Source organism: Roseomonas acroporae (genome assembly GCF_023223525.1).
Lineage (GTDB): Bacteria > Pseudomonadota > Alphaproteobacteria > Acetobacterales > Acetobacteraceae > Roseomonas_E > Roseomonas_E acroporae.
The window spans coordinates 1-11,464 of the sequence record NZ_JALPRX010000171.1; the positions used below are offsets into that span (position 1 = coordinate 1).

Here is an 11,464-nt window from a genome sequence, read left to right on the forward strand (position 1 = left end):
CAGCCCTGCGCGCCAGGGCAAGCGGACGGGCCTGTCCGAGTGGCCGGCGGCGGGATGGCGGAGGCTTTCCGTGCCGCGGGGCATGGGCCGCCGGCGCGATGCGGTGCGTCGTGCCGGGTCCCCGACGCTCCCGGCGCCCGGAAGGACCCGCCGGACCGACCCGCAGGCCGCCCGGGCAGGCCTTCAGTGCGGACGCCCGGCCGCGCCGCCCGGCCGTGGCCGCCATGGCACGGCCCGCGACGAGCGGTCCGCCCCGCGCTCGCCGCGCAGCATGCGCAGCAGCATGCCCTCGCGCAGGCCGCGATCGGCCACGGTCAGGCGGCGCGCCGGCCAGACCCGGCGGATGGCGGCGTAGACGGCGCAGCCCGGCAGCACGAACTCCGCCCGCTCCGGCCCGACGCAGGGATGCGCGGCCAGTCCCTCCGGCCCCAGCGCGAACAGGTCCCCGAGCGCCTGGTCCGCGGCGTCGATGTCCAGCGTGCAGCCATCCACCAGCGGCCGGCGGTAGCGCGGCAGCGACAGCGCGACGCCCGCCAGGGTGGTGACGGTGCCGCTCGTGCCCATCAGCCGTACCCCGCCCGCCCGCAATTCCTGGCTGATGCAGTGGACCCGGTCGAAGTCGGCGAGCTGGTCCGCCACCTCGTCCACCACCGCGGTGAAGCCGGCGGCGGTGAAGCAGGAGGAACCGGTGCGCTCGGCCAGGGTGACGACCCCGAGGGGCAGCGAGGTGTAGCCGATCAGCTCCGGCGTCACGCTCCGGTAGGCGGCCGGATGGTGGGCGTCCGGATGCGTCCCCCCGGGACGCGCCCCCGCCGGCCGGCCGCGCGGCGGGGGGATGCGGATCCAGGCGATCTCGGTGCTGCCGCCGCCGATGTCGAACAGCAGGGCACGCCGGTCCTCGGGCGCCAGCAGCGGGGAGCAGGACTCCATCGCCAGCGCCGCCTCCTCCCGTGCCGAGATGATCTGCAGCCGGAGGCCGAGTTCCGACTCGACCCGGCCCAGGAAGGCGGCGCCGTTCTCGGCGCGCCGGCAGGCTTCGGTGGCGACGGCGTGCAGGCGGCGCACCGGACGGCGCGCGAGCTTCTCCGTGCAGGTCCGCAGCGCCGCCATGGCGCGGTCCATCGCCGTCTCAGCAAGGCGCCCCGTGCCGGCGAGCCCCTGGCCGAGCCGGACGATGCGGCTGAAGCTGTCGAGCACGCGGAAGCCGCCGCCGGGCGTGCCGGCCGCGATCAGCAGGCGGCAATTGTTGGTGCCGAGATCGAGCGCGGCGAAGAGCGGCGCCATGCCGGCGGCGCGTTCCGGCGGGGCCGGGGCCGGCTGCCGCGCCGTCTCACGCGTCAGTTCGGCGATGTGGTACGGAGCGGCATCATCCGGCATCGGGTGGGACCTAGGGCGGCTCCGCGACCGCGCGTGGCGGCGGGGGAGGCGATGATCCGGGTATGTGGGGCAGCCGGCAAGCGGTTTCGACGGTTGTTGCGTGGAACGCGCGAGTGGGTGGTTGCCTACCCTCACGGCCCGTGGTAGCACCCGCCGCACGCCGCTTGGGGGATAGTTTAGCGGTAGAACTCCCGGCTCTGACCCGGGCAGCCTTGGTTCGAATCCAGGTCCCCCAGCCAGCTTTTCCCGAACATCCTGTTTTCGCTGCGAGTTTCGGTCCCGGCCCGCCCGAAGCGATCGAGCTTGCGCCCATGCCTCCCACAACCCTCCCACAGCCCGAAGCGTCTCCCGCCTGACGCGAAAAGAGAGCAGCTTCTACTACCGGCGGCGGATACCCGGCCGCTTGGTGGGAGAGGTCGTCGTGAGCCTTCGCACCCGGCGCTTCCGGGATGCGCCGCGATCGTCGCCCCGATCGGCGTGTCCGGCGCGTGGCCGATCAGCGGGAGCGTCACGAGGTCGGACCGCTCCACCATCTCCTCGCGCGCCAGTAGCCATTCAACCAGTGGCCATTCAACCGGAATCGCGGCGTACATGGGATACCGGCCCAGCACCTCCTCCCGCAGCAGGGGGTGGCCGGCCCGGAAGGGCGATAGCCCGAGATCCGCCTGGCGCAGGAGGAGCCGGTCCACCACGCTCGCGTGGGCGCGCGACAACGCGGAGCGTCTCGGCTTCACGCCGCTCGTGCCGGATACCTTCACGGAGGGGCACTGGCTGGCGTCGGCCGTGATGCCGGCCTCGGTGCAGGAGCGCGACGCCCTGCCCGCCCTCGATGCCGGCGTGGCTGCCTGGCCGAGCCTGCGCGTGGCGCTCTTCGACGGCGGCTTCGTGGCCCGTCGCTGCCACGACCGGTGCGATCGCCATGGTCTGCGCCATGACGTCGTCCATCGTCCGAAAGGCCGGAAGGGCTTCGCCGTCCTGCCGCGTCGATGGGGGGTCGAACGCTCCTTCGGCTGGCTCAGCCACTGGGGCGGCCTGCTGCGCGACCGCGCCGGGCGTCTCGACGTCGCCGCCGCGCGCCTCGCCGCCGCCAATGTCCTTGCCGCCGCGCAGGCCCTCCGCAACCCGGTCCAGACACTCTCGAACAGGCTTCGAGAGCTTCGCGTCCCGTAGCGCGACAAACCAATCGGGCGCCAGGCCGCGGATTGCGCCAGGGCCAGCGGCCATGCAGGTCGTACCAACAGGCCAGACACATGACCGCTCCCGACCGCGGCAGCATCACGCCACATGCCCCTTGCCCGACCGGGGACCGTCCACACAAGGTCTCTCAGGAGCCTTCCACGCCGGCCCGGGACGGCCATCCCAGGCGTCGCTGGCACGACGGCTGACAGACCCCGACAAGGCGCATCCGGGGTGAACCTGCCTGCTCGAGATCACACAAGCCGGATCAACCTCTTTTCCTGCCGGTCCTTTGTGCGTCTGCGCCCAACTGCGGCTGCCGTTCCCGAGCGTCCTTTGCGCGAGGATTCTCAATGCCGGCAGGGCCGATGGCGCCGCCGGTGAGGTAAAGGGACCGGCCCGCGATCTGCGCCACGTCACGCAACTCCTCGCTGCACGTCCGCAGGGCCGTTGTGCTGTGCTGCCCAGCGATCCCGACGCCGCTGAGGCCGAAGCGTGGCACGCCATCACCGTCGGTGATCACCGTGCCGATGCTGACCAGACCGCGATACAGAACGTTGTCGTCGATCGCCCAGCCCTGCTGGCGCGCTTCCGACACCTCCGCCCGGTAGCGCTCGTAGCTCGGCGCGGTCTGCCAGCGGAGGGTGGCGAAAATCCGGCGCAGCTCGGCTTCCGGCAGGTTCATCGCAGCGGCGACGCAGCGGCCGACCGCTCCGGCGAAAGCCGGCATGCGATACCCGATGCTGACCTCCACCCGGATGGCGGTCTGGCTGTGGGCACGGTCCAGCAGGACGACATGGTTGTCGTCGGTGATCCGCCACAGCAGCACGAGGATCCCGTGCCGCAGCGCCAGCCGCTCCATCTCCGGCCGGATCAGCTCGGTGGGGCTGGTACCGATCAGGCCCAGTGCCAGTTCGGCCACGGCCAGTCCCAGCGAGTAGGTCTTGTCCGCGCCGTGGAAGGCGACGTAGCGCGCCCGTGCCAGGGTGCGCAGGATGTTGAAGCAGGTGCTCGTGCTGACGCCGGTGGCGCGGGCCACAGCGGCGACACCCATCGGCCGGGTCGCGGCGGCGAGGCAGCCCAGGATCTGCACGGCGTTGGCCACCGCGCCGACATCCTTCTGCGGCGTCCGCAGGCTGGCGTCCTCGTCCGTTGCGAGATGGTTCTCGGTCGTGTCGATGGCGCCCTCCGTCCAGGCTAGCCGCACTGTGTTCCGAGCCGCCGCGCGAGCCGGAGCCGATCCGCGGGCAGGCGCCTGGGTATCCCCGCAGATGGTGCCTGCCGGCGCGGTCCCACGCGTACGGAGCGACCGACATACTGTGGCCGGCCACAGGGTGCCACATCCGGGGCGCCACGCCCGATGCCGCCCACCCCGTGCCGGCCGGGTCGATGGGAATGCCCTGGCGCTCGACAGCAGGAGAGAAGGCTTGCATTCATCATGAGGGATGGAATTCAATATAGGGAATGATGAACGCTCGGCGCAGCCGGGTCGACCAGGGAGGGCGGACGGATGGACACCCAGCGTTTCCGATGGCCACACGCCGACGGCATGCGGCGGCCCGAGGGGCGTGAGCCCGGTTCCCTGATGCCCGCCCACCCCGCCCCCGCTTCAGGCGGCAACCGGCTCGGCCTGGCAGGGGGCTGAGCGATGGAGAAGCTGGCCCCCCATGAGGCGCCCCTATGGCGGCCCACCCCGCGCGACAGGTCGGACTCCCAACTGGCCCGGCTCGTCGCGTACCAGGGCCTGGACTCCTATGACGCCCTTCTGGAGCAGGCCGACCGGCAGCCGGACCGCTACTGGCGCGGCGCCCTGGAATTCCTCGGCATCCGCTGGCGCCGGGATTACGCGACCTTCCTCGACCTGTCCGACGGCGCGCCCTTCCCGCGGTGGTTCACCGGCGGCACGCTGAACTGGCTCGACACCATCTTCGCGCACGACGCGGCGCGGATGGCGGTGATCGCCGAGGACGAGGCGGGCGGCACGCGGCACGTCTCCTACGGCGGCCTGCGCGAGGCGGTCGGCCGCTTCGCCGGCGGGCTGGCGCGGCAGGGCATCGGGCGCGGCGACCGGGTGGGGCTGCTGATGGAGAGCGGCATCGAGGCGGTGGTCTCGCTGCTCGCCCTGTCCTGGCTCGGTGCGGTCGCGGTACCGCTGTTCAGCGGCTTCGGCGTGGACGCGATCGTCTCGCGCCTGTCGGCCTCCGGGGCGCGGGCGCTGGTCGCCACCACCGGCTTCGACCGGCGCGGCCGGCGGATCGACACCCGTCCGCTGCTGCGCGAGGCGCGGGCGCAGTTGCCGGACCTCGGCCTGCTGGTCCTCAAGGGACCGCCGGACGAGGTGGCGGCGGTGCCGGAGGCCCTCGCCTGGACCGCTCTCGCCGCAGCCGAGGCGGCCGGGGCCGAGCCCGCCACGATGGCGCCCGACGAGCCGATGATGGTGATCTACACCTCCGGCACCACCGGCAGGCCGAAGGGCGCGGTGCACGCCCATGGCGGCTTCCCGCTGAAGATCGCGCACGACGCCGCCGTGCATTTCGACATCGGCGCCGGCGACGTGTTCTTCTGGCCGGCCGACATGGGCTGGGTGGCGGGGCCGCTGACCATCGCCTCGGCGCTCATGCGCGGCGCCACCATGGTCTGCTACGACGGCGCACCGGACTTCCCGGACTGGTCGCGCCTGTCGCGACTCGTCTCGGCGCACGGGGTGACGCATCTCGGCGCCTCGCCCACGCTGATCCGCGGCCTCGCGGCGAACGAGGCGCTGGCGACCGCCGGCGCGCTCGACACGGTGCGGCTGCTGATCACGGCGGGCGAGGTGATCTCGCCCGAGCACATGGGCTGGTACCAGCGCGTGATGGGGCGCGGCACCTGCCCCGTCATCAACTACTCGGGCGGCACCGAGGTCTCCGGCGCGCTGGTCGGCAACGTGCTGCTGCGCCCGATCGTGCCGGCCGGCTTCAACAGCATCTCGCCCGGCGTGCGGGTGGAGGTGGTGGACGAGGCGGGACAGCCGGTGCGCGACCGGGTCGGCGAGCTGGCGATCCTGCAGCCCTTCGTCGGCATGACGCAGTCCTTCTGGCAGGACCGCGAGCGCTACCTCGAGACCTACTGGTCGCAGGTGCCGGGGATCTGGATGCACGGCGACCTCGCGATGCGGACCGGGGACGGCCAGATCTTCCTGCTCGGCCGCTCCGACGACACGCTGAAGGTCGCCGGCAAGCGTCTCGGCCCTGCCGAGGTCGAGGACATCCTGCTGGAGCTGCCGGAGATCGGCGAGGCGGCGGCGATCGGCGTCGAGGACGCGGTGAAGGGCCAGAAGCTCGTGGTGTTCCTGGTGCCGGCCGCCGGGCGGCGGCCGGACCCGTCGCTCTCCACCCCCTTGGCCACCCCCTTGGCCGCTCGGGCGGCAGCGCTGGTGGAGAGCCGGATGGGCCGGCCCTTCCGCCCTGCCCGCGTGCACGTGGTGGAGGACCTGCCGCGGACGCGCAGCCAGAAGGTCATGCGGCGCGTCATCCGGCGGGTCTACACCGGGCAGAACCCCGGCGATCTCGGCTCGCTCGACAACCCCGCCTCCCTCGCGCGCATCGGGGAAGCCGCGCGGGAGGCCGGCTGAGATGCCGCCGGAAGGGCCCGGCAGGCCGGCCGCTCCCGCCGCGGATGCGCTGCCCGTCCTGCACGGCATCCGGGTGCTCGACCTCGGCCGCTACATCGCCGGCCCGTTCTGCGCCGCGCTGCTCGGCGATCTCGGCGCCGAGGTGACGCGGATCGAGCGGATCGACGGCGGCGAGGATCGCGGCGTCACGCCCGTTGCCGGGGACGGCACGGGCGCCCTGTTCCTCCAGGTCAACCGCAACAAGCGCTGCATCGCGCTCGACATCGCCCGGCCGGAAGGGCAGGCGGTGCTGCGCCGGCAGGTGGCGCAGGCCGACGTGGTGGTGGCCAACCTGCCGCCGCCCACGCTGCGCCGGCTCGGCCTGGACTACGAAACCCTCGCCGCGATCCGCCCCGACATCATCCTGACCACCACCTCCGCCTTCGGCGAGGGCGGGCCGCTCGGCGACCGGCCGGGCTTCGACGGCGTGGCGCAGGCGATGAGCGGCGCGATGCACCTCAGCGGCGAGCCGGGCCGGCCGGCCAAGCTGATGGTCTCCTGCGTCGATTTCGCCACCGCCCTGGCCGGGGCCTTCGGCACCCTCGCGGCGCTGCACGAGCGGCAGCGGACGGGGCGCGGCCAGCAGGTCAGCGGCTCGCTGCTCGGCACCGCGCTCACCATCGCCAACAACGCGCTGATCGAGGAGGCGCTGCTGCATCCGGGCCGCGAGGCGGCCGGCAACCGCAGCCCGCTCGGCGGCCCCTCCGACACCTTCCGGGTGCGCGACGGCTGGATCATCGTGCAGGTGATGGGCGACCCGCTGTTCCGCCGCTGGGCCGCGCTGATCGGCCGCCCCGACCTCGCGGACGCGCCGCGCTTCGCCACCGACCAGTCGCGCGGCGACCATGGCGAGGAGCTGAGCGCGCTGATGGCGGCCTGGTGCGCCGGGCACGACGTGGAATCGGCGCTGTCGGCGCTCGCGGCGGCGCGCATCCCCTGCGGGCCGGTGCTGGCGCCGCGCCAGGTGCTGGCCGATCCGCACATCCGTGCCTCCGGCGCCTTCCGGGCGCTGGACTATCCCGGCCTGCCGCAGCCGGCGCCGATCGCCCGCCCGCCCGTCTCGCTGAGCCGCACCCCGCCGACGATCCGCCGGCGCGCGCCGCAGCCCGGCGAGCATACCGAGGCGATCCTGGCCGAGTCCGGCTACGACACGGCCGCGATCGCGGCGCTGGCCCGGGCCGGCATCGTCCGACTCGCGCGGGAACCGGACGCCGTGCCGGCCGCGCACCCGGCCTGACCCGGCCGGCGGGGGAGGCGGCGGCACGCCCGCCCCGGCACGACCGACGCATGACCGGGGCGCACTACCGGAAAGCAACGACAGGAGGACCGTCTTGAGCCATCCGACCCTCGGCGCCGTCACGCGGCGCACCCTGCTCGGCACCGCGCTGGCCGGCCTCGCCGCGCCGCCGACGCTGCGGGCGCAGTCGCCGGCGGTGAAGATCGGCGTGCTGACCGACATGGGCACGGTCTATGCCGACTACGCCGGTCCCGGCTCGGTCGAGGCGGCGCGCCTCGCCATCGTCGATTCCGGGCTGGGCGAGCGCGTGCAGCTCGTCTCGGCCGACCACCAGAACAAGCCCGACACCGGCGCCGGCCTCGCCCGCGCCTGGTACGACAACCAGGGGGTGGACGCGATCTTCGACTGCCCGACCGGCTCCGTGGCGCTCGCCGTCAACACCGTGGCCGGGCAGTCGCGCAAGCTGTTCTTCTGCAGCACCGCCATCCTCGACCGGCTGACCGAGGAGGACTGCAACGGCTACGGCATGGCCTGGACCTGGGACATCTACTCGGTCGCGCGCAGCAGCGTGCAGCTGCAGATGAAGCGCGGCCTCGACACCTGGTTCATCATCTACCAGGACTACGCCTCGGGCCATGCCCTCGCCGCCACGGCGCGCGAGCGGCTGCTGGCGGCGGGCGGCCGGGTGGTCGGGCAGGTGGCGCACCCGCTCGGCACGGTGGACTTCTCCTCCTACCTGCTCCAGGCGCAGGCCAGCCGCGCCAAGTTCGTGATGTTCACCGCCGGCGGCTCGGACCTGATCAACGCGCTGAAGCAGGTGCGCGAATTCGGCCTGATGCAGCGCGGGCAGCAGATCGGCACCATGTTCACCGTGATCACCGACGTGCACGGCATCGGGCTGGAGGCGCTGCAGAACCTGAACTTCGTCACCGCCTTCTACTGGGACCGCGACGAGCAGACCCGCGCCTTCGCCGCCCGCTTCCTCGCCACCCGGCGCAAGCAGCCCACCATGTTCCAGGCCGGCGTCTATTCCGCCGTGACGCAGTACCTCAACGCGGTGAAGGCGACCGGCGGCACGAAGGCCGAGGAGGTGCGCGGCTGGCTGCGCGAGCGGCCCTTCGAGGACATGTTCGCGCGCAACGCCAGGCTGCTGCCGAACGGCCGCCTGATCCACGACATGCTGACCGCGCGCATCAAGGCGCCCTCGGAGCAGAAGCACCCCTGGGACTACTACGAGATCCTCGGCGTGGTGCCGGCCGCCGAGGCCTTCCGCCCGCTCGACCAGAGCCAGTGCCGGAAGCCGTTCTGATGGAACTCGGTCTGCGCGGCCGCCGCGCGCTCGTCACCGGCGCCTCGAAGGGCATCGGCCTCGCCTGCGCCGCGGCCCTGGCGGAGGAGGGCTGCGACCTCGTGCTCGTCGCACGCGGCGCCGCCGATCTCGACGCGGCGGCGGCGCGGCTGCGCGCCGAAGGCGGCGGTTCGGTGACGACCCGCGCCCTCGACCTCGCCGACAGCCGCGCCGTGGACGCGCTGGCGGCCGAATTCCCGGAGACCGACATCCTGGTCAACAATGCCGGCGCCATCCCCGGCGGCTCGCTGGACGCGGTGGACGAGGCGCGCTGGCGCGCCGCCTGGGACCTGAAGGTGTTCGGCTACGCCAACATGTGCCGGCGCTTCTATGCGCTGATGCGTGAACGCGGCCGCAGCGTCATCGTCAACGTCATCGGCGCCGCCGGCGAGAGCCCGGATGCCGACTACATCGCCGGCAGCGCCGGCAACGCCGCGCTGATGGCGCTCACCCGCGCCCTCGGCGGCAGGTCTCCGGACGACGGGATCCGCGTGGTCGGCATCAATCCGGGCCCGATCCTCACCGACCGGCTGGAGGCGCTGCTGCGCCGCCGCGCCGCCGAGACGCTCGGCGATCCGGGGCGCTGGCGCGAGACCATGGCGGCCATGCCCTTCGGCCGCGCCGGCGACGTCCGGGAGGTCGCGGCGCTCGCCGCCTTCCTGGCCAGCGACCTGTCCAGCTACACCAGCGGCACCGTCGTCACCGTGGATGGCGGCATGGGCAGCCGTCGGAAGGCGTTCTGAGCGCCTCGCGCCGCCACATCGGGTCGGGAGGAGAACGGTCGTGGAGACGGGAATCGCCTGGCGGCCCTCGGAGGCGGTGCGCCGCGACGCGAACTGGACGCGCTTCGTCGCCCATTGCGGCCTGCCCGACTACGCCGCCCTCGCCGCCCGTGCCTCGGCCGAGCCGGAATGGTACTGGCGCAGCCTGGCCGACTGGCTGGGCTTCCGCTTCCGCCAGGTACCCCGGCGCATGCTGGATCTGGACGGGGGCGTGGAGCACCCGCGCTGGCTGCTCGGCGGCACCGCCAACCTCTGCGACAGCGCGCTGACCGCGACGCTGGAGCAGGCCCCCGATCGCCCGGCGATCATCTGGGAGGCCGAGACCGGCGAGGAGCAGCGGCGCAGCTACGCCGAGTTGTACCGGGATACCGCGAGCCTCGCGGCCGGGTTGCACGGGCTGGGCCTCGGCCCGGGCGACGTCGTCGGGCTCTACCTGCCCATGCTGCCGGAGACCGCCGCCGCCTTCCTGGCCTGCGCCTGGCTCGGCTGCATCGCGCTGCCACTGTTCTCCGGCTTCGGCGCCGAGGCGGTGGCGCAGCGCCTGCGCCTCGGCGGTGCCCGGGCCGTGATCACCGCCGACGGCACGCGCCGCCGCGGCGAGAGCGCGCCCATGAAGCCGGTGATCGACGCGGCGCTGGCAGGCGACGAGACGGTGCGTCACGTCGTCGTGCTGCGGCACCAGGGCCTCGACGTGCCGATGCGGGCGCCGCGCGACCGCTGGTGGCACGAGATCGCGTCCGAGGCCGCGGCGGACCCGCTCGAATTGCCGGCGGAGCAGCCGATGCTGCTGATGTACACCTCCGGCACCACCGGCCTGCCGAAGGGCACGGTGCACACCCATGGCGGGCTGGGCATCAAGATCGGCCAGGACGCCCGGCTGACACTCGACCTCAAGGCCGGCGACCGGCTGATCTGGCCCACCGATTTCGGCTGGTTCGGCGGCACCGTCAGCATCCTCGGCAGCCTGCTGGCCGGCGCCACGCTGGTGATCGCCGAGGGCAACCCGAACCATCCCGCGCCGGACCGGCTGTGGCGGCTGATCGCGCGGCACCGGATCACCCATCTCGGCACGGCGCCGACCCTGGCGCGCCTGCTGCGCCGCGACGCCGATGCCCTGATCGACCGCCATGACCTGTCGTCGCTGCGCGCCTTCCCTTCCAGCGGCGAGGCCTGGGACGCGGAGACCTGGCGCTGGGTGGTGGAGCGCGTCGGCGGCGGCCGCGCGCCGATCCTGAACTTCTCCGGCGGCACCGAGATGTGCGCCATCGTGGCCTCCAACATCCTGTTCCCGCAGAAGCCGGCGAGCTTCAACGGCGCGGTGCCGGGCACCGGCGGCGACATCGTCGGCCCGGACGGGCGCAGCCTGCCGCCCGGCGAGATCGGCGAGCTGGTGATGCGCGAGGCCTGCATCGGCACCACGCGCGGCCTGTGGCACGATCCGGCGCGCTTCCACGAGAGCTACTGGTCGCAGATCCCTGGCCTGTGGGTTCAGGGGGACCTCGCCTCGCGCGACACGGACGGGTTCTGGTTCCTGCACGGCCGTTCCGACGACACGCTGAAGGTCGCGGGCAAGCGCATCGGCCCGACCGAGATCGAGCAGGCGGTGCTGGCCACCGGCACGGTGACGGAAGTGGCGGCGGTGGCGCTGCCCGACCCGGTCACCGGCAACGCGGTGGCCTGCGTCGCGGTCGCGGCGCCGGGCCAGGCGGGCGACGCGGCGCAGGCGCGGCTGCTGGCCGATGCCGTGGGCGCGGCGCTGGGGCGCGCCTTCCGGCCGAAACGCGTGCTCTTCGTGCGTGAGCTGCCGCGGACACGCTCGATGAAGGTGCTGCGCCGCGTGGTGCGTACGACGCTGGCGGGCCAGCCCGCCGGCGACCTGTCCAGCCTCGTCA

Annotated in this window: 8 protein-coding genes and 1 tRNA gene; 7 read left to right on the top strand and 2 right to left on the bottom strand. The window is 73.5% G+C overall.

The features are described 5' to 3' along the window. Positions 1–183 precede the first annotated feature (183 nt). Positions 184–1,377: a Ppx/GppA phosphatase family protein gene (locus M0638_RS27140; RefSeq protein ID WP_248670082.1), complete on the bottom strand. Its 1,194-nt coding sequence runs from the start codon at positions 1,375–1,377 to the stop codon at positions 184–186. A 165-nt stretch (positions 1,378–1,542) separates the two neighbouring features. On the opposite strand from M0638_RS27140, the gene M0638_RS27145 reads away from it, so the two are divergent. Together M0638_RS27145 and M0638_RS27150 are read left to right on the top strand one after the other, a co-directional pair. Beyond that, a tRNA-Gln gene (locus M0638_RS27145) sits at positions 1,543–1,616 on the top strand. A gap of 502 nt (positions 1,617–2,118) precedes the next feature. Further along, on the top strand, positions 2,119–2,547 hold the full coding sequence (locus M0638_RS27150; protein WP_408903683.1) for a transposase: 429 nt from the start codon (positions 2,119–2,121) through the stop codon (positions 2,545–2,547). A gap of 274 nt (positions 2,548–2,821) precedes the next feature. On the opposite strand, the gene M0638_RS27155 is transcribed toward M0638_RS27150, so the two are convergent. Then, a complete protein-coding gene (locus tag M0638_RS27155; RefSeq protein WP_248670083.1) occupies positions 2,822–3,760 on the bottom strand; it encodes an IclR family transcriptional regulator in 939 nt (312 codons plus the stop codon). A gap of 441 nt (positions 3,761–4,201) precedes the next feature. On the opposite strand from M0638_RS27155, the gene M0638_RS27160 reads away from it, so the two are divergent. The 5 genes from M0638_RS27160 to M0638_RS27180 form a co-directional block, all read left to right on the top strand. Then, positions 4,202–6,166 carry an AMP-binding protein gene (locus M0638_RS27160; RefSeq protein ID WP_248670084.1) on the top strand — a complete coding sequence of 655 codons (1,965 nt, stop codon included), beginning with the start codon at positions 4,202–4,204 and terminating at the stop codon, positions 6,164–6,166. 1 nt (position 6,167) lies between these two features. Continuing rightward, positions 6,168–7,442: a CaiB/BaiF CoA transferase family protein gene (locus tag M0638_RS27165; RefSeq protein WP_248670085.1), complete on the top strand. Its 1,275-nt coding sequence runs from the start codon at positions 6,168–6,170 to the stop codon at positions 7,440–7,442. A gap of 94 nt (positions 7,443–7,536) precedes the next feature. Next, on the top strand, positions 7,537–8,751 hold the full coding sequence (locus M0638_RS27170) for an ABC transporter substrate-binding protein (protein WP_248670086.1): 1,215 nt from the start codon (positions 7,537–7,539) through the stop codon (positions 8,749–8,751). Next, entirely contained in the window at positions 8,751–9,533 is a 783-nt protein-coding gene (locus tag M0638_RS27175) for a short-chain dehydrogenase/reductase (RefSeq protein WP_248670087.1), read from the top strand. The genes M0638_RS27170 and M0638_RS27175 overlap by 1 nt, the downstream gene beginning before the upstream one ends. Positions 9,534–9,573: 40 nt before the next feature. Further along, positions 9,574–11,464, top strand: a 1,891-nt coding sequence (locus tag M0638_RS27180; protein ID WP_248670088.1) for an AMP-binding protein, incomplete at its 3' end; no start/stop codon positions are given.